Here is a 19,640-nt window from a genome sequence, read left to right as displayed (position 1 = left end):
GGCGAGAAGAAGCTCTTCGGCGTGATCCTCGGCGCAGCGATGCGCGGGAGGTCTGCCGCGAAGTCCCAGTCGGCGAGCGCGTCGCAGCACGCCGCATAGCCCTCGTCCGGGGTGGCGGCGACCATCTCGCGATAGCGGCGGACGAACTCGGGGTCGCGGGTGGCGAGATCCTCGGTGAACCAGCGGGCGACCACGGCGTCGGCGAGCGACTCGGTGCCGTCTGCGCGGGCGGCAGCGGCGCGCTCGATCCAGCCCTGCGGTTCCCCGAATTTCGCGGCGGTACAGAGCAGTGACAACGACAGCACCCGGTGGGAGGCGTTGGCGGCCAGCCACTGTGCGATCGCGCCGCCCATCGACAATCCGATGATGTGGGCGGCGTCGACGGCGAGTGTGTCGAGGATTGCGAGTACGTCCTCGGACAGTCCCCGGATCGAGTACGGGCCGGCCGGCGACGGCGATCGTCCGTGGCCGCGCTGGTCGACCGCGATGACGCGGAACTCGTCCGACAGTGCGGTGGCCTGCGGATCCCACATGGAGAGGTCGGAACCGAGTGATCCGAGCAGGACCACTACCGGAGGAATGGGATCGCCGTTCCGGGGTCCCGATACCTCGTATGCAAGTGAAACAGCCATCGTCTTCCTTCCCGGCGGTGAACCCGGTAGTGCGGCAACAAACGCACACGTCCGTTCTCGATGTGAACAATCGGCCGCTATACGCACACAGTAGCCCGACCTCATGGCCGGACCAACCGCTGGGCGGTGGCGTGTTCGCATTGTGGATGAATGTTCACTCTCCGAACATTCTGCGGTAGCCTGGGTTGCATGGTCAACAAAGTCTTCGCAACGGCCGCCGAGGCCGTTGCCGATGTCCACGACGGCGCCTCCCTCGCGGTGGGCGGCTTCGGTCTGGTGGGCATACCCTCGGTCCTCATCAACGCTCTCCTCGCGCAGGGCGCGACGAATCTCGAGACGGTCAGCAACAACTGCGGTACGGACGGCTTCGGCCTGGGCCTGCTGCTCGAACAGCGCCGGATCCGCCGAACCATCAGCTCGTACGTCGGAGCCAACAAGGAGTTCGCCCGGCAGTACCTGAGCGGAGAGCTCGAAGTGGAACTCACGCCCCAGGGCACGCTGGCCGAGCGGATGCGCGCGGGCGGCGCCGGCATCCCGGCCTTCTACACCCCTGCCGGAGTCGGGACGCAGGTGGCCGACGGTGGCCTGCCCATCCGTTACGACGGTAAGGGCGGAATCGCGGAGGCCAGCAAGCCCAAGGAGACCCGCGAATTCGATGGCGAGGCCTTTGTTCTGGAAAGGGCGATCCGTACCGACTTCGCGCTGGTCCACGCCTGGAAGGGCGACCGGTTCGGAAACCTGGTCTACCGGGAGACCGCGCGCAATTTCAACCCCGACGCAGCGGGTGCTGGTCGTATCACGATCGCGCAGGTCGAATACCTCGTCGAGCCGGGCGAGATCGATCCCGCCGAGGTGCATACCGCCGGCATCTTCGTGCAACGGGTGGTCGAGGTCGGTAAGCAGGAAACGGGAATCGAGAACAGGACGGTGCGAGCATGAGTTGGACGCGGGACGAGATGGCGGCCCGAGTGGCCGCCGAACTCGAAGACGGTCAGTACGTCAATCTCGGCATCGGCATGCCGACCCTGATTCCCGGACACATCCCGGACGACATGGATGTGATCCTGCACTCCGAGAACGGAATCCTCGGTGTGGGGCCGTACCCCACCGACGACGAGGTGGATCCCGAACTGATCAACGCGGGTAAGGAAACCATCACGGTGCTTCCCGGCGGCGCCTTCTTCTCGTCGTCCGATTCGTTCTCGATGATCCGCGGCGGCAATGTCGACGTCGCCGTCCTCGGTGCCATGCAGGTCAGCAGCCATGGCGACCTTTCCAACTGGATGGTTCCCGGTGCCATGGTCAAGGGCATGGGCGGTGCGATGGATCTCGTGCACGGCGCAGGCAAGGTGATCGTGATGATGGATCACGTCACAAAGAAGGGTGAGCACAAGATCCTCGAGGAGTGCTCACTTCCGTTTACCGGCAAGCGATGCGTCCAGAAGATCGTCACCGATCTGGCGGTCATCGATGTCATTCCCGAGGGTTTGCGACTTGTCGAGACGGCTCCCGGTGTGAGTGTCGAGGATGTACAGGCCGCGACCGGCGCCCGGCTGCTGGTGGACGCACCGGTGTGATCACTTGTTCCTGCCGTGTCCGACGGAGGCGACGATCGGACGTGCGCTTTAGGATACGATCGGCCAGCCTAACCTAATTTGGGCGTGTGTCTTGCCTGGTGGACGAGAGGGTGGCCGAATGAGCCTGGATCGACGGAGGGCCGGTCTGAGCCGGCGAGGTTTCCTGCTGGGCACGGGCGGTGCGGTGCTCGCATTCGCGGCGGCCTGTAGTGGATCCGGAGAGGAGGCCACCGGCACTTCCTCGGGTCCCGTCATCGCGCACAAGTACGGTGAGACACAGGTGCCCAGCGCGCCCGAGCGCATCGTCAGCGTGGGTTACAACGATCAGGACACCGTTCTGGCACTCGGTGGCGGGCTCGCCGGCACCTTCGACTGGTACGGCGACCACCCGTACGGGGTGTGGCCGTGGGCGCGGGACCTTCTCCGCGACACGCAGCCCACGATTGTCGGGACCGCGTCGACCAACATCGATTTCGAGAAGGTGGCCGCGGCCGCCCCCGATCTCATCGTGGGCACCTACTCGGGGCTGACGCAGGCGCAGTACGACAAACTCAGCGCGATCGCACCGACTGTGGCGCAACCGGAAGGCTTCGCCGACTACGGGGTTCCGTGGCAGGACCAGACCACGATTCTCGGTGAGACCCTCGGCAAGAAGGACAAGGCTGCCGAGCTGATCTCGTCCGTGGAACAGCAGTTCGCCGACGTGAGAGCCGCTCACCCCGAATTCGCGGGTAAGACCGTACTCGTCGGCGCGCTCAAGGGGCCGGGGCAGTTCGGTGTGTACGGCCCGGAGGACCCGAAGGTGCGCTTCCTCACCGAACTCGGATTCGTCAATCCCGCTGTGGTGGATCAGGTCACGAGTAACTTCGCCGAGATCAGCACCGAGCAGCTCTCGCTTGCCGAGGTCGATCTCCTGGTCTGGTACGCCGGCGGTGGTTACGGCGACAAGTTGCGCGCCGAATTGGACAAGACGCCGATCTACCAGGGACTCGATGTCGTGAAGGACGGCCGGACCATCGTTCTGGAGGATGCGGCCGCCGAGGCCATGGCCTGGAGCACCGTGCTCAGCCTGCCGTACGCGCTCGACGAGATCCCGCAGCGGGTGGCGCCCCTGCTGGCCTGAGTGCCGATCCGGCTGCGAGGCGGTGCCGTCGGTCGTATTGTCGGCGCATGGTGGTGAAAATTCGGCCGGGAACCAAGTCCGACGTTCGGTCGCTCTCCGCGGTACTGGCGGAGGCGTTCGACGACGACCCGATGATGTGCTGGCTCTACCCGGACGAGAAACAGCGACGCGTCGGACTGCCGCGGTTGTTCGCCGCGATCACCCGTCATCACCACCTCGCCGGCGGCGGTGTGGAGGTGGCGATCGACGACGCGGGGACGATGACCGGCGCGACCCTGTGGGATCCGCCCGGGCGCTGGAAGCAGTCGCGGCTGTCTTCCCTGATGATGATGCCCGCCCTCGCTCGCGCGCTGGGTGGCAGGCTGCAGGCGGGCGGCGAGATGGACGCCACTCTCGATCAGGCGCATCCGAGTGAACCGCACTGGTACCTCGCCACCATCGGGACCGGGACGGCGGCCCGCGGTCGTGGACACGGGAAGGCTCTCCTCGCGTCGCGACTCGATCGCTGTGACCGCGAGGGGATTCCGGCATATCTCGAATCGAGCAAGGTCGGCAACATTCCGTACTACGAGCGTTTCGGGTTCGATGTCACCGGCGAGATCGTCCTACCCCGGAGTGGGCCCACGGTGTACCCGATGTGGCGCAACCCGCGGTGACCTCCACCGGGGCGAGGTCGATCCGTGGTAACAACGAGACGTGACCGCGATTCCTGAACTTCATGCCGGAACCCCATTCGACGACCTCGACGACTATCTCGCGCTCGGCCGCATCTCAGGGCTGACACTGTCCGCAGACGGGCGTCGCGTCGTGGTAACGCAGTCGACGCTCGATGCCAAATCGACCAAGCACGTCACGGCCTTGTGGGAGATCGATCCCACCGGAGAAGTCGCGGCCCGTCGGCTGACCCGGGGCTACAGCGGTGAATCGAATGCCGCGTTCACCAGCGACGGTGACCTGCTGTTCACCGCCGCGCGGTCCGGCCCGGACGAAGAGGAACCACCCGCTTCGCTGTGGCGGCTACCGGCACGCGGCGGCGAGGCGCAGTTGGTGGCCCGGCGGGGTGGAGGGATCACCGCAGTGAAGACCGCTCGCAGCTCGGCCCGGTTCCTGGTGACGGCCAACGTTCTCGGGGGTACGGGCAGCGCCTCGGACGACGAACGTCTCCGTGCCGAGCGCAAGGAGAAGAAGGTCTCCGCCGTCCTGCACTCGGGATATCCGGTCCGGCACTGGGACCACGACCTCGGGCCGGACGCGCCGCACTTCCTCACCGCGGGGCTCGAGCGGGATTTCCGGGAGCAGGAGGCACCGGAACTGACGGATCTCACCCCCACACCGGGTTCGGCACTTCGGGAAGCGAAGTGTGCACTCAGCGACGACGGCACGTTCGTCGTGAGCACCTGGTCGGTGCCCGGGCCCATGGCATCGATACGCACCATCCTCGTCCGCATCGATGCCGAGACCGGCGAGCGCGCCACGCTGGTCGACGATGCCGACGCCGACCTCTCGGATCCGGTGATCTCCCCGGACGGAGCGCACGTGGTGTTCACCCGGGAGTCGCATGCCGCACCCGATGATGCGCCTCGGTTCACGTTGCACCGGTACGACTTCGAGTCGGGCTCCGTCGCGGAGATCGCGCCCGGCTGGGACCGCTGGGCCACCTGCGTGGTGTGGCTGCCCGACAGCTCGGGACTTGTGGTGAGCGCCGACCACGACGGGCGTGGGCCGATCTTCCTGATCGTGGGCGACGCCGATCCGGTGCAGGTGACCACCGACGACTCGGCCTACACCGACCTTGTCGCGGCTCCCGACGGATCGGTGGTCTACGCGTTGCGCGCCTCCTACGTCGCGCCGCCTCATCCGGTTCGGGTCGACCTCGCGACGGGTGCGGTGTCGGTGCTGCGAGCACCGACGGACCTACCAGAGCTCCCGGGCGAGCTGACGGAGGTCCGGGCGACGGCCGGGGACGGTGCGGCCGTGCGCGGGTGGCTGGCATTGCCCACCGGCGCGTCCGCACACGCACCCGTCCCGCTGGTGCTGTGGGTGCACGGTGGGCCTCTGGGGTCGTGGAACACCTGGTCGTGGCGTTGGAATCCGTGGCTGCTGGTGGCGCGAGGATATGCGGTGCTGCTGCCCGACCCGGCGCTGTCCACCGGCTACGGGCACGATTTCGTGCAGCGGGGCTGGGGCAAGTGGGGCAAGGCGCCGTTCACGGACCTGATGACGATCACCGACGCGGCTGTGGCGATGCCCGAGATCGACGGGAACCGTACCGCGGCGATGGGTGGATCCTTCGGCGGGTACATGGCGAACTGGATCGCCGGTCACACCGATCGGTTCAAGGCGATCGTGACACACGCGAGCCTGTGGGCGCTCGATCAGTTCGGACCCACCACCGACGCCGCATGGTACTGGCAGCGCGAAATGACACCTGAGATGGCGGTGGAGAACTCTCCGCACCTGTACGTTGCAGACATCGTGACACCGATGTTGGTCATCCACGGCGACAAGGACTTTCGAGTTCCGATCGGTGAGGGCCTGCGACTGTGGTATGAACTGCTGTCCGAGTCGGGGCTGCCGGCGGACGACGAGGGTCGTACCGAACACCGCTTCCTGTACTTCCCCGACGAGAATCACTGGGTCCTCAGCCCGCAGAACGCGAAGATCTGGTATCAGGTGGTGCTCTCGTTCCTCTCCGAGCACGTGCTCGAGGAAGACGTTCCCCTGCCCGAAATCCTGGGGTAGCGGAGCCGCTCGCAGAGTCTTGCCATGTCCCACCAGAAAACGGACACTCTCGGCGACACGGCCACCGGATGACGTGAAGTTGCGATTCAGTCGCTACGGTGTTCGATACGCACCCCGGAATCGAAGGAGAAATCGTGGCACTTCCTCAGCTCACCGATGAACAGCGGGCCGCAGCCCTCCAGAAGGCTGCCGCCGCTCGTCGTGCGCGCGCAGAACTGAAGGACAAGCTGAAGTCGGGCGACATCACGCTCAAGCAGGTCCTTTCCAAGGCCGACGTCGACGACATCATCGGCAAGACGAAGGTCAGCGCCATCCTCGAAGCTCTGCCCAAGATCGGCAAGGTCAAGGCGCAGGAGATCATGGCGAACCTCGAGATCGCTCCCACGCGCCGCCTCCGCGGCCTGGGTGATCGCCAGCGGGACGCCCTGCTGGCGCACTTCAGCTGACGACTCCTTCGGATGCCCGCACCGCACCCGCGGTGCGGGCATCTGTCGTCACCGGCCGATATCGTCCGTCAGCTCAGTTTCACCGTGGACCCGTGATGCAGTTGCGCAACCTGGCCGCGGCATTCGATCTCGATCGGCGGCTGCTTACCCGGAGCGGCACTGACCTGCACCTGTCTGCCGCTGATGCGCAGTCGCAGCCGGTGTCCCCGGTAGAAGATGGGGAACTGCAGGGTGCCGAGTGTCTCGGGCCACTGCGGGGTGAACACGAGCCGGCCGGCCCGAGCCTCCAGCCCCGAGAAGCATCGCTGCAGTAGATCGACGGTACCGGCCATGGCCGCCAGGTGGATACCTTCCGAGGTCGTACCGCCTTGGATGTCGGCGATGTCGGACTCGAGTGCCCGGAAGTAGAACACCATGGCCTGGTCGCGATTGCCTCGTGCCAGCACCCACGAGTGGACGACCCCACTGAGCGTCGAGCCGTGCGAGGTGCGCGCCATGTAGTAGTCGATGGTCCGCGGAATGTCCTCGCCCGGTAGCTGGTACTCGAGTTTTTCGAACAGTTCGCGCAGTTCGTCGGCGGAGAGCAGGTAGAACAGCATCAATACGTCGGCCTGCTTCGACACCCGGTAGCGGTTGACGTCGTCGCCCTCCGCCTCGAGGATCCGGTCGAGGCGCTGGATGTCGTTGTAGCGGCCGCGGTAGTCGTCCCAGTCCAGTTCGGCCAGTTCACCGTATCCTTCGAATTGGCTGATGACACCGTCGTGAAACGGAACGAACATGCGACGGCTGATGTCCTGCCAGCGTGCCGTCTCCTGGGCGTGCAACCCCAGCGCCTGGGTCAGGTCCGAGCGGATCTGCAGCGGAATCACGTCGAGTGCCTCGAGTGCCCGCAGGATCACCCAGACCGACATGACGTTGGTGTAGGCATTGTTGTCGATCCCGTCGTAGGGAGTGGCCGGGTACCCGGAGTGGAACTCGTCGGGGCCGATGACGCCCCGGATGACGTACCGGCCGCGTGCCCGATCGTAGGACGCGAGACTGGCATAGAAGCGGGCGATCTCCACCAGCATCTCGGCCCCGTGTTCGATCAGGAACTCCAGATCGCCGGTCACCTGGTAGTACTGCCACACGTTGTAGGCGATGGCGATGCCGATGTGATGCTGTCGGCGGCTCGGGTCCGGGTTCCAGTGACCGGATCTGGGATTGAGATGCAGTTGCGGGCTCTCTTCCCGGCCGTCGCTGCCCGATTGCCACGGAAACATCGCACCCCGGTGGCCGGCTTCGATCGCCGCCCGGCGGGCTTCCCGCAGGCGGCGGTAGCGGTAGTGCAGCAGCGACCGGGTCAGCGCGGGCAGTCTCAGGTTCAGTACCGGAAACACGAACAGCTCGTCCCAGAAGACGTGTCCGCGATACGCCTCGCCGTGCAGTCCGCGCGCCGGCACGCCCGCATCGAGGTCGGCGGTGTTGTGGGAGACCGTCTGCAGCAGGTGCAGAAGATGGAAGCGGACGATGCGCAGGGCGTGGCCGCTGTGGCTGTCGAACTCGATACCCAGACGATCCCACAGGTGTCCCCAGGCGAGCACGTGGCCGTCGAGCAGCTCCTCGAACCGGCCGAGACGGGAAAGCCAGCGGGCGGCTTCGTCGGCGGGCTCGGACACCGCATGATCGCGTCCGGTGAACACTGTCACCATCTTCTCCACGGTGACGGAGCGGCCGGCGGTGACGTCGATGGTGATGTCGTGTCCGATCCGGCTACCGCCGTCCTCGAACAGTCGATACGTGCCGGCGAGTGGCTCTCGGCCACACCAGACCGTGTTCCGGGCAGCCATCGCCACCGGGATCCGCGATTGGTTGGTCTGAACGACGAGGCGCACCGAGTCGGAGGACAGTTCACTGACCTGGAGCGGCTCGAGGTGGTCGGATGCGAGGTCGCGATAGCGTTCGACGAGCGTGTTACGTACCGCACCGTCGAGGATCGAGCGGATCTCGATTCTCCCCGACCAGTCTTCGGCCTCGATCGTCGTCTCCAGCGCACAGGCGTGTGACAGGTTCATGGCGACGAATCGGCGCTCGACGACAGAGGTGGTGCGGCCCACGCCGTCGCGGAATCGGAACTGTCGGGTGAGAACGGCTCGGCGAAGGTCGAGGAACTGGCGATATTCGAGCAATTCGGTGGCATCGATGTCGAACCACTCGCCGCCCTCGATCCGGAAGGTCGTCGGCAACCAGTTCGGCAGGTTCACCATGCTCTCGTGGTCGATGGTCCGCCCCGACACCACGTCCTCGAGTCGGTTGAAGATCCCGGCCCCGTACGTGCCGGGGTAGTGCACCGTGCCGGCCCGGGACTGGGGTGCGCAGCCGCGGGTGGCGAAGGAGCCGTTGCCCACGGTGCAGAGAGCCTCACGCAGCTTCTCGGTGGGCGGGTCGTAACCGTCGAAGAACACCGTCCAGGCGCTCTCCGAGGGCGGCGTGGTTCCCGGGGTGGTGCCGAGCAGATCCGCCAGCCGCTCCAGCAGTTCGCGGACCTGGTCCGGACTGTCGACCGAGAAGCGCGCCGCCGACGGCCGATCGCCGTCCTCACCGTGGCGGACCACGATTCCGATTCCGGTGTCCGCCACCGCGTCGAACGCATCCTCATCGGTGAGGTCGTCGCCGATGTATATGGGCAGCAGATTGTCTGCGTCGACGACGTGATCGAGCACCCAGCCCAGCGCCCGCCCCTTGTCCCAGTCGATATCGGGGCGGAGCTCGATGACCTTCCGTCCACCCGTCACGCAGAGCCGGTCCTCACGGGCCGCGACGTCATATACCGCCGCGAGGACCTCCTCGACGCGGTCGGGTTCGACGTTGCGGTAGTGGACGGCAACGGCGAAACGCTTGTGCTCCACCAGAATTCCCGGCACGTGGTGCAGGAGCTCCGCAAGTGCGCCTGCCGCTCGCTCGAGGTCGGGCACCGCCCCGAGGGCTGCCTCGTTCTGGTGGTGCTGCCCGTCCGGCGCGACGATCTCGAAGCCGTGGCTGCCCGCGTACCAGATCCCCGTGACCCCCACCCGCGCCTGCACGTCGGCCAGGTCGCGGCCACTGATCACCGCGACCGGGCAGAAGCGGGCGACCCTCGTGAGCTGCTCCTTCGCACCTTCCACCAGGCTGGCGGCGGCGGGATCGTTGACAATGTTCGCAAGGGTGCCGTCGAAGTCGAACAACACGGCGGGTCGCCGAGCGCGCACGGCGGCGGTCAACTGGTGGCGGGAGGTGAGGGCCTCCGGAATCTCCGACATTCGACGGTCGCCGGTCCGCACATCGATTTCCGCCAGGTCGGCCACCACGACGTCCGCCCCCCGGCGCCGCAGCGCCTCGGCGTGATCGGTCCGGTCCACGCCGATCACGAGGGCGAATCCGCCGCGGCGACCGGCGGCTACACCCAGTTCGGCCTCCTCCACGACCACCGAGCGGGCAGGCTGACTTCCGAGGCGGTGGGCGGCCTCGGCCAGCACGTCCGGGTCGGGCTTTCCCCGTAACCCCATCTCGTCGGCCAGTGCGACGTCGATTTGTACCGCGAACAGATCGCCGATTCCCGCAGCGTCCAGAATTTGCCCGCAATTCCGGCTCGACGAGACCACCGCGGTTCCGATGCCGGCATCTCGCAGCCGTCGCACCAGATCGACGGCGGACTCGAACACGCGAATCCCTTCACGATCCACCCTGCTCCGGAACAGGTCGTCCTGGCGATTGGCGAGACCGCACACCGACTCCTGGTCCGCACCGTCGGACGGGGCGCCCCACGGCAGCGTGATGCCGCGTGAAGCCAGGAAGTCCGCGACGGCGTCGAAGCGTGGCTTGGCGTCGACGAATTCCGAAAAGTCGTGGTCGGTGAAAGACCGATGCTGGTCCGCACGTGACTCCGGGTGCCGCGAAAGATAACCGTCGAACAGTTCCGCCCACGCTGCGGCACGGCTCGACGCGGTATCGGCGACCACACCGTCGAGGTCGAAGATCACCGCGTCGTGGCGGCGGGGGTCGATCAGCGACCTCGTCATGGCCGTAGCTCTGGTGGTGCGTGCATGTGGATACTCCCGTGATCAACGGGTTGATTCGATCATGATCATCCCTCGTCTGCGCATCGCGCAGTGGCCGAACACGGAAATTGTCGCGGATGTACTGACGTGGCGGTCGCGCCGAGTCCGGTGCACTACGGGCGCCGACGCCCCGACGACGAACCGAACCCCAGGTAGCGCCGTCGTCGCGCGTTACCGCGTTCATTAGACTCGACGGGTGACCAGTGCAGCTCCAGAAAATCCCCAGACCCCTGCCGACGCCCTTCCGAAGAGCTGGGACCCCAGTTCGGTCGAGGCCGATCTGTACCGGGGCTGGGTAGACGCCGGTTACTTCCGTGCCGATCCCCACAGCGACAAGCCCGGCTATTCCATCGTTCTGCCCCCGCCCAACGTCACCGGCAGCCTGCACATGGGTCACGCGCTCGACCACACGCTGATGGACGCGCTGTGCCGGCGCAAGCGCATGCAGGGTTTCGAAGTACTGTGGCTGCCCGGCATGGACCACGCCGGCATCGCTACCCAGACCGTGGTGGAGAAGCAACTCGCGGTCGACGGCAAGGCCAAGGAAGATTTCGGCCGCGAGCTCTTCATCGACAAGGTCTGGGACTGGAAGCGTGAGTCGGGCGGCACCATCGGCGCTCAGATGCGCCGGATCGGTGACGGTGTCGACTGGAGCCGCGACCGTTTCACCATGGACGAGGGCCTGTCCCGCGCCGTTCAGACGATCTTCAAGCGTATGTACGACGACGGGCTGATCTACCGCGCCGAACGTCTCGTCAACTGGTCGCCCGTGCTGCAGACCGCGATCTCCGACATCGAGGTGAAGTTCGAGGACGTCGAAGGTGAGCTCGTCTCGCTGCGGTACGGCTCGCTGAACGACGACGAACCGCACGTGGTGGTCGCAACCACCCGTGTCGAGACGATGCTCGGTGACACCGCCGTCGCCGTCCATCCCGAGGACGAGCGGTACAGGCACCTCATCGGGACCACGCTCGAGCACCCGTTCACGGGCCGGCAGATTCCGATCATCGCGGACGAGTACGTAGATCCCGAGTTCGGCACCGGTGCGGTGAAGATCACCCCGGCGCACGATCCCAACGACTTCGAGATGGGTCTGCGGCACAACCTGCCGATGCCCACCATCATGGACAAGTCCGGCAGGATCGCCGACACCGGAACACAATTCGACGGTATGGACCGTTTCGAAGCCCGGGTCAAGGTGCGCGAAGCTCTCGCCGAACAGGGCCGGGTCGTGGCCGAGAAGCGTCCCTACCTGCACAGCGTCGGTCACTCGGAGCGCAGCGGCGAGTCCATCGAGCCGCGGCTCTCGCTGCAGTGGTGGGTGAAGGTCGACTCCCTCGCGAAGGCGGCGGGCGACGCCGTCCGCACGGGCGCCACGGTGATCCACCCGTCCAGCCAGGAACCGCGCTGGTTCGCCTGGGTCGACGACATGCACGACTGGTGCATCTCCCGGCAGTTGTGGTGGGGCCACCGGATTCCCATCTGGTACGGACCCGACGGTGAAGTGCGGTGTGTCGGCCCCGACGAGACCGCCCCCGAGGGCTGGGTTCAGGATCCGGACGTCCTCGACACCTGGTTCTCCTCGGGCCTCTGGCCGTTCTCGACCATGGGCTGGCCGGAGAAGACGCCAGAGCTCGAAAAGTTCTACCCTACAAGTGTTCTCGTCACCGGTTACGACATCCTGTTCTTCTGGGTGGCGCGGATGATGATGTTCGGCACCTACGTGTCGGAGGACGAGGCGATCACTGCCGGCAAGTCGGGTCCGCAGATGCCGTTCAAGGACGTTTTCCTGCACGGACTCGTCCGCGACCAGTTCGGCAAGAAGATGTCGAAGTCGCGGGGCAACGGCATCGACCCGCTCGAGTGGGTCGACCGCTTCGGCGCCGACGCGCTGCGCTTCACCCTCGCCCGCGGCGCGAACCCGGGCAGCGACCTGTCCGTCGGCGAGGACCATGCGCAGTCGTCCCGCAACTTCGCGAACAAGCTGTTCAACGCCACCAAGTTCGCGCTGATGAACGGTGCGGCGCCGGCCGCTGCACCGGAACGCGCAGACCTGACGGACGCCGACCGGTGGATCCTCGACCGGCTCGAGCAGGTGCGCGGTGCGGTCGACAGCGCCTTCCACCGGTACGAGTTCAGCAAGGCCTGCGAGACGCTCTACCACTTCGCGTGGGACGAGGTGTGCGACTGGTATCTCGAAATCGCCAAGGTGCAGTTCTCGGAGAGCGACACTGTGGCGGCGAGTACGCGGACCGTCCTCGGCAACGTTCTGGACGCCCTGCTGCGGCTCCTGCATCCGGTGATCCCGTTCGTCACCGAGACCCTCTGGAAGGTGCTCACCGGTGGTGAGTCCGTCGTCGTCGCGGAGTGGCCCCAGGCGTCCGGAGCGGCTGCCGATCCGGTGGCGGCGCAGCGGATCGAGGACATGCAACGCCTGGTGACGGAGATTCGGCGTTTCCGGAGTGATCAGGGCCTCAAGCCCTCGCAGAAGGTCGCCGCGCGACTCGTCGGCATCAGTGAGGCGGACTTGGCCACACAGCTGGCCCCGGTCATCGCGCTCGCGAGACTGACGGCCCCCGACGACTCCTTCGCCGCCACGGCGTCGGTGGAGGTTCGTCTGAGCCGGGCCACGGTGACGGTCGACCTCGACACCTCGGGCACGGTCGATCTGGGTGCCGAGAAGGCGCGTCTGGCAAAGGATCTCGCTGCCGCGGACAAGGAGCTGGCAGGTACCACCGCCAAGCTGTCGAACGAGGCCTTTCTGGCCAAGGCGCCCGATGCCGTCGTCGAGAAGATCCGGACGCGTCAACAGATCGCGACGGAAGAAATCGAACGCATCAGCAAGCGACTGAAGGAGCTGGAAGACGCGTGACCCCGCCCGACTCCACGCCGACCGCACTACCCCCGGAGGACATCGGTCCGGTCGACCTCGCCGAGTTGGCGCTGGTCGAGGCCGAACTCGACAAGCGGTGGCCGGAGACCAGGATCGAGCCGTCCCTCACCCGCATCACCGCCCTCATGGATGTGCTCGGTTCACCCCAGCGCGGCTATCCGGCGATCCACGTGACCGGGACCAACGGCAAGACGTCGGTGACCCGCATGATCGACGCGCTCCTCACCGCCCTGCACCGGCGGACGGGTCGTACCACCAGTCCGCACCTGCAGATCGCGACCGAGCGGATCAGTATCGACGGGCATCCGGTGTCGCCGCGCCTGTACGTGGACACCTATCGCGAGATCGAGCCGTACGTCCACATGATCGACGTTCAGTCGAAGGAGGCCGGTGGGCCCGCCATGAGCAAGTTCGAGGTGCTCACGGCGATGGCATATTCGGCGTTCGCGGAGGCGCCGGTCGACGTGGCCGTGGTCGAGGTGGGACTGGGTGGCCGCTGGGATGCCACCAATGTGATCGACGGCGAGGTGGCGGTGATCACCCCGATCAGCCTCGACCATGCGGAGTACCTGGGTGACGATCTCGCCGGGATCGCCGAGGAGAAAGCAGGCATCATCAAGAAGGGGCGCGAGGACGCGGTGCTCCCACGGGATGCGGTGGCCATCATCGCCGAGCAGACCCCCGCCGTGATGGAGGTGCTGCTGCGCCGGGCCGTGGAGGTCGATGCGGCGGTAGCTCGCGAGGGTGCCGAGTTCAAGGTGCTGGCCCGCCGGATCGCAATCGGCGGACAGCAATTGGAGCTACAGGGCCTCGGCGGCGTGTACACCGACATCTTCCTTCCCCTGCACGGTGAGCATCAGGCCCGCAACGCCGTCCTGGCCCTCGCGGCAGTGGAGGCGTTCTTCGGAGCGGGTGCCGATCGCCAGCTGGACCAGGACGCGATCCGTGAGGCCTTCTCGTCGGTGGTCAACCCGGGTCGCCTCGAGCGTGTGCGCAGCGCCCCGACCGTCTTTCTCGACGCCGCACACAACCCGGACGGGGCCAGGGCTCTCGCCGCCGCACTGAGCGCAGAGTTCGACTTCCGCAAACTCGTCGGTGTCGTGAGCGTGATGGGCGACAAGGACGTGGAGGGAATCCTGTCCGCGCTCGAGCCGGTGTTCGACGAACTCGTGGTGACGAACAACGGCTCGTCGCGCGCTATGGACGTCGAGGAACTCGCGGGCCGGGCGGTCGCGAAGTTCGGCGACGAACGGGTGGTGGTGGCGCCCACGCTCGCGGACGCACTCGAGACCGCCATCGGAATGGCCGAGGAAGTCGCCGAGCCCGGTGAGGCAGTATCGGGGGCGGGCGTGGTGGTCACCGGATCCGTGGTGACCGCGGGTGCCGCCCGCACACTCTTCGGAAAGGACCCAGCGTGAGCGCGTCGGACTCGAATGCTTCGAACCCGGAGGTCGGCCCCCCCGTCAAGGACCCGTGGAAGGGTTTCCGCGGCGTCGTCGCCGGGACGCTGGTTCTCGAGGGGATCGTGGTGCTCCTCGCGCTGCCCGTCGTGGCCACGGTCGGCGGGGGCGTGACGTGGGCTTCCGGGATCTACGTGGTGGGGCTGGCGGTGCTGATGTTCCTGGGTGCGGGGCTCCAGGGCCGACCCTGGGCCATGAAGTACAACCTGTTGCTGCAGGTAGTGCTCGTGCTGGGCTTCTTCGTCCACGTGTCCATCGGGGTGGTCGGCGTCGTGTTCGCCATCCTCTGGGGTTATCTCCTCTACTTCCGCAAGAGTGTCCGCGAGAAGATGGAGCGGGGCCTGCTGCCCGGGCAACGCGACTGACCATTTAGGCTGTGCGCCGTGACCGAGCGCACTCTTGTACTGATCAAGCCCGATGCTGTTTCCCGCGGATATGTAGGAGAGATCCTCAGTCGTATCGAGCGGAAGGGGCTGACGATCTCCGCGCTCGAACTGCGCACCGCACCCACCGACGTCGCGGCGAGCCACTACGCGGAGCACGAAGGACGCCCGTTCTACCCGAGCCTCCTCGAATTCATCACGTCCGGCCCCCTCGTCGCAGCCATCGTCGAGGGCCCTCGCGCGATAGCCGCTTTCCGCCAGTTGGCGGGCGGCACCGACCCCGTCGAGAAGGCGGTCCCGGGGACGATCCGCGGTGATTTCGGTCTCGAGACCCAGGAAAACCTGGTGCACGGCTCCGACTCGGCCGAATCCGCCGAGCGGGAGATCGCACTCTGGTTCCCCTCTCACGCGTCGAACTGAACCAACTTCCGTCGCAACGTCGCACCGTCGGTAGAACGTGTTATCGGACGTTTGGGTGCGCCGCTGGCACGGGTCGTGGCATACGTGTGGGATACTGGGGTAGGTCGAACCGCAATTGTGCTTCACGTGGCTTCGATCGGATGACACCTCGGCTCGATGCCCTTCATCGCTGTCCCCGCGTCAACAGGAAATACCTGGACGCGTCGGCACGCTGGATGATCAGGCGCTCGAGCCGCGGATGACGGCCATCCGCAAGGCACCACACGGGTGTGTAGTGAAAACGGACACTGCAGACACGGCGTGGAGCGAGACCAGACAATCTCGCGTTCACATCTGAGCGCGAGTACACAGACTGCGCCCTCGCGTGGCCGCGTGACATTCCCGCACGGGGATGGACGCGCCCGGGGGCTGAGGAGACTACGTGGCCGATCAAGCGCCGCCCACAAATTCAGAGCCGAACAACACGGCCGACGCGGGAAGTGCGGTTCCCGCTCTACCCGACAAGATTCGCGTGCACGCCCTCGCGAAACTGCTGGGTGTCACGAGCAAGCAGGTTCTCGCCGAGGCCGCGGCCCTGGGCACCGAACTGCGCAGCGCGCAGTCCAGCCTGCAACGTGAGATCGCCGAGCGCGTCCGTACCGCGCTTGCCCCCGCAGAATCGGGTGTCCTCGCGGTGCCGGCCGAGGCTCCGGCCCAGCCCGAGGCGCGGGTTCGAGCCGAGCCCGAGGCGCCGGTTCGAGCCGAGCCCGAGGCGGTAGTCGCCGAAGTCAGCACTCCCGAGAAGGACCTGGGACGCGATCTCTTCACGACATCGTCGTACGAGGTGCAGGCTCCGCCCGCAGAGCCCGCCCGGGAGGCGGTGGCTCCCGCAGTCGTCCAGGTGCCGCTGTTCCTCCAGCCCGATCTCACCGCCGTCGAGACTCCGCGTCGTCGTCGCAGCCGACGGGAGGCCGGCACACCGGAGGTCGAGGCCACCGAGGTCGAGACCGCCGAGGTCAAGACCGCCAAGGTCAAGACCACCGAGGTCAAGACCACCGAGGCCGAGACCGAGCAGGCCGCTGTCGCGGCCGAGCGCGAAGCGCGACGAGAGACCGTCGAACCCTCGAAGAGCCTCGATACCGGAACGGCCGAGGCAGAGGCCGAAGAATCGGAGAACGAAGAAGACCAGCCGCGTCGTCGCAGGCGTGGCCGCCGCGGTCGTGGCCGCGGACGGGGCGAACAGCAGAACGAGCAGGGTGGTGAGTACGAGACCGACACCGAGGGTGATGCCGAGGCAGAGGCCGAGGCCGGTGAAGCCGAGGGCGTAGAGGCCTCTGAGCCCGCGGAGCGGACCGAGGAAGCGGCGGAGGAGAAGCCCGCCGAAGCCGGTGAAGCCGAGTCGGCAGAGGGTGAGGGAGAGGGAGAGGGAACGAACCGTCGCCGCCGTCGCCGCCGCCGTCGCAAGACCGGCGGTGAGACCGCCGCAGACGTCACCGCGGAAGAAGACGGCGTTCAGACCGTGGTGCACGAGCGTGAACCGCGCAACAAGAGCCGCGCCAAAGACGAGGTCCAGGGGATCAGCGGCTCGACACGGCTCGAGGCCAAGCGTCAGCGCCGCCGGGACGGTCGGGACGCCGGACGCCGGCGCCCGCCGATCCTGACCGAATCGGAATTCCTCGCTCGCCGCGAGGCCGTGGACCGGGTGATGGTGGTCCGCGATCGGATCTCGACCGGTGAGCCGCACACCACTACGCAGGTCGCGGTCCTCGAGGATGGTGTTCTCGTCGAGCACTTCGTGACCACGTCCGCGTCGGCGTCCATGGTCGGCAACGTCTACCTGGGCCGTGTCCAGAACGTCCTGCCCAGCATGGAAGCCGCTTTCATCGACATCGGTCGCGGCCGCAATGGTGTGCTGTATGCGGGCGAGGTCAACTGGGAGGCTGCCGGCCTCGGCGGCAATTCCCGCAAGATCGAGCAGGCTCTCAAGCCGGGCGACATGGTGCTGGTCCAGGTCAGCAAGGACCCGATCGGGCACAAGGGTGCTCGCCTGACCACTCAGATCAGTCTGGCCGGACGTTTCCTCGTGTACGTGCCCGGAGGAACGTCCACCGGTATCAGCCGCAAGCTCCCCGATACCGAACGCAAGCGTCTCAAGGACATCCTGCGCGACATCGTCCCCGCGGATGCCGGAGTGATCATCCGGACGGCCTCCGAAGGCGTGAATGAAGACGAACTCGCGCGGGACGTCAAGCGCCTGCAGGGGCAGTGGTCCGGGATCGAGGAGCAGGCCGCCAAGGCCGAGTCCGGCAAGTCCGGCAGCCCGCAGGCCCTGTACGAGGAACCCGACCTCCTGGTGAAGGTCATTCGTGACCTGTTCAACGAGGACTTCTCCAAGCTCGTCATCGAGGGCGAGAAGGCCGGGTCGACGGTCGAGACATACATCAAGTCCGTGGCCCCCGACCTGCTGCCGCGACTCGAACGGCACAACTCGGACAACGGCGTCGACGTCTTCGAGGCCTACCGCATCGACGAACAACTCGCCAAGGCACTCGACCGCAAGGTGTGGCTGCCGTCCGGCGGCACCCTGGTGATCGATCGAACCGAGGCCATGACCGTGGTCGACGTGAACACCGGCAAGTTCACCGGCGCCGGGGGCAACCTCGAGGAAACGGTCACTCGGAACAACCTCGAGGCCGCCGAGGAGATCGTGCGGCAGATGCGCCTGCGCGACATCGGCGGCATGATCGTCGTCGACTTCATCGACATGGTGCTCGAATCCAATCGTGATCTGGTACTGCGACGACTCACCGAGGCACTCGGGCGCGATCGCACCCGACATCAGGTCTCCGAGGTGACCTCGCTCGGATTGGTCCAGATGACCCGGAAGAAATTGGGTACGGGACTGGTCGAGGCGTTCTCGACCACCTGTGAACACTGCCATGGTCGGGGCATCCTCGTTCACGCCGAACCGATCGAGGTGAAGGTCTCCGAGGACGGTGGTTCTCGCGGGTCCTCGCGTGGTGATTCGGGTGGGTCCCGGAAGAAGCGTGGACGTGAGAAGACGGCCGGGGGAGAGTCGCTCGTTGCGGTTGTGCAGGAAGAGCCGGCGCCCACGGTGGATGCCACGGTCAAGCGGGCACATCCGGTCGCCCTCGCGATGGCACATCATCATCATGAGGGGGAAGCGCAGCCCACGGTCGCCGAAGCGGTAGAAGCTCCCGCCGAGGCAGTGGCCGAAGCTCCTGCGGCTGCCGCCGCCGAAGAGACGGCCGTCGCGGAAGCAGTGGTGACGGAAGCGGGCGCAACGCCCGTTATCGAGGAGCCGGCACCTGCAGCGGAGCCCGAGCCGGTGGCTGCGGCGCCCGTAACCGCGGAGCCGGTGGTACCGGCACGTCGCCGGGGCCGCCGGGTCTCCCGGGCCGCGGCTGCGCCGGTGTCCGAGACGCCGAGTGCCGGTACGGTATTCGTGATTCCTTCGACCGAAACCACTCCGGAACCGGAGCCGGCGCAGCAGCCGGCGATGTCGGTCGGGGCGGTGAGCGCACCGAGTGCGTCCTCGACGCCGGACGGTGAGAAGCCGGAGATCGCTCCCGCCCGGCCCCGTCGGCGGCGCGCGGCGGCGCGTCCCGCCGGCCCGCCGGTGGACGTCGACAACTGAGTTGAGGGGCAGGAAGGCAATTTGTACGGAACGGTTGCCTTCCTGTAACCTTGACCAGTCGCTACTCGGCGATTGAGATCTGCTGTGCCTTCACTGATGAAGGCTGCGCGATCTGCACCGAGCTAGCCGAAACACCAGACCAGTCGCATCTCTCACGGTGCGAGCAAGTTCGAAGAAGCAAGGGGTAGCCCTCCGATGGCAACGTACGCGATCGTCAAGACCGGCGGAAAGCAGTACAAGGTCGCTGTTGG

At 66.6% G+C, this 19,640-nt stretch carries 13 protein-coding genes; 11 read left to right on the top strand and 2 right to left on the bottom strand.

Annotated features, from left to right (window positions below; genetic code table 11):
* On the bottom strand, positions 1 to 632 hold a 632-nt coding region (locus tag WAW17_RS08910), incomplete at its 3' end, for an alpha/beta fold hydrolase (protein ID WP_422332622.1).
* A 189-nt stretch (positions 633 to 821) separates the two neighbouring features.
* Here WAW17_RS08910 and WAW17_RS08905 point away from each other — a divergent pair.
* The 6 genes from WAW17_RS08905 (at position 822) to mihF (ending at position 6,520) form a co-directional block, all read left to right on the top strand.
* Positions 822 to 1,571, top strand: a complete 750-nt coding sequence (locus WAW17_RS08905; RefSeq protein ID WP_422332621.1) for a CoA transferase subunit A — start codon at positions 822 to 824, stop codon at positions 1,569 to 1,571.
* Positions 1,568 to 2,209: a 3-oxoacid CoA-transferase subunit B gene (locus WAW17_RS08900; protein WP_422332620.1), complete on the top strand. Its 642-nt coding sequence runs from the start codon at positions 1,568 to 1,570 to the stop codon at positions 2,207 to 2,209. Before WAW17_RS08905 ends, WAW17_RS08900 begins: the two co-directional genes overlap by 4 nt.
* Before the next feature lie 118 nt (positions 2,210 to 2,327).
* Complete coding sequence (locus WAW17_RS08895; protein WP_422332619.1) at positions 2,328 to 3,332, top strand: iron-siderophore ABC transporter substrate-binding protein; 1,005 nt, start codon at positions 2,328 to 2,330, stop codon at positions 3,330 to 3,332.
* A gap of 47 nt (positions 3,333 to 3,379) precedes the next feature.
* The gene (locus tag WAW17_RS08890; RefSeq protein ID WP_422332618.1) at positions 3,380 to 3,988 is read left to right on the top strand and encodes a GNAT family N-acetyltransferase; all 609 of its coding nucleotides are present in this window, start codon (positions 3,380 to 3,382) and stop codon (positions 3,986 to 3,988) included.
* Between the two features lie 40 nt (positions 3,989 to 4,028).
* The gene (locus WAW17_RS08885; protein ID WP_422332617.1) at positions 4,029 to 6,074 is read left to right on the top strand and encodes a prolyl oligopeptidase family serine peptidase; all 2,046 of its coding nucleotides are present in this window, start codon (positions 4,029 to 4,031) and stop codon (positions 6,072 to 6,074) included.
* Between the two features lie 134 nt (positions 6,075 to 6,208).
* Positions 6,209 to 6,520 carry an integration host factor, actinobacterial type gene (gene mihF, locus WAW17_RS08880; protein ID WP_422332616.1) on the top strand — a complete coding sequence of 104 codons (312 nt, stop codon included), beginning with the start codon at positions 6,209 to 6,211 and terminating at the stop codon, positions 6,518 to 6,520.
* Between the two features lie 68 nt (positions 6,521 to 6,588).
* Here mihF and otsB read toward each other — a convergent pair whose 3' ends face one another.
* The gene (gene otsB / locus WAW17_RS08875) at positions 6,589 to 10,557 is read right to left on the bottom strand and encodes a trehalose-phosphatase (protein WP_422332615.1); all 3,969 of its coding nucleotides are present in this window, start codon (positions 10,555 to 10,557) and stop codon (positions 6,589 to 6,591) included.
* A 235-nt stretch (positions 10,558 to 10,792) separates the two neighbouring features.
* On the opposite strand from otsB, the gene WAW17_RS08870 reads away from it, so the two are divergent.
* The 5 genes from WAW17_RS08870 to WAW17_RS08850 all read left to right on the top strand — a co-directional run bounded on the left by WAW17_RS08870 (position 10,793) and on the right by WAW17_RS08850 (position 19,389).
* Positions 10,793 to 13,468, top strand: coding sequence for a valine--tRNA ligase (locus WAW17_RS08870; protein ID WP_422332614.1), 2,676 nt, complete (start codon positions 10,793 to 10,795; stop codon positions 13,466 to 13,468).
* Positions 13,465 to 14,907 carry a bifunctional tetrahydrofolate synthase/dihydrofolate synthase gene (gene folC, locus WAW17_RS08865; RefSeq protein ID WP_422332613.1) on the top strand — a complete coding sequence of 481 codons (1,443 nt, stop codon included), beginning with the start codon at positions 13,465 to 13,467 and terminating at the stop codon, positions 14,905 to 14,907. Before WAW17_RS08870 ends, folC begins: the two co-directional genes overlap by 4 nt.
* Entirely contained in the window at positions 14,904 to 15,314 is a 411-nt protein-coding gene (locus WAW17_RS08860) for a DUF4233 domain-containing protein (protein ID WP_422332612.1), read from the top strand. Before folC ends, WAW17_RS08860 begins: the two co-directional genes overlap by 4 nt.
* Positions 15,315 to 15,332: 18 nt before the next feature.
* A complete protein-coding gene (ndk, locus tag WAW17_RS08855) occupies positions 15,333 to 15,752 on the top strand; it encodes a nucleoside-diphosphate kinase (RefSeq protein WP_422332611.1) in 420 nt (139 codons plus the stop codon).
* 421 nt (positions 15,753 to 16,173) lie between these two features.
* Complete coding sequence (locus tag WAW17_RS08850) at positions 16,174 to 19,389, top strand: translation initiation factor IF-2 N-terminal domain-containing protein (protein ID WP_422332610.1); 3,216 nt, start codon at positions 16,174 to 16,176, stop codon at positions 19,387 to 19,389.
* Positions 19,390 to 19,640: the final 251 nt, after the last annotated feature.

Origin of the sequence: Rhodococcus sp. (in: high G+C Gram-positive bacteria) (assembly GCF_049286785.1) — a bacterium.
Classification (GTDB): Bacteria; Actinomycetota; Actinomycetes; order Mycobacteriales; family Mycobacteriaceae; genus Rhodococcus_F.
This window is presented reverse-complemented; position numbering and strand designations above follow the sequence as displayed.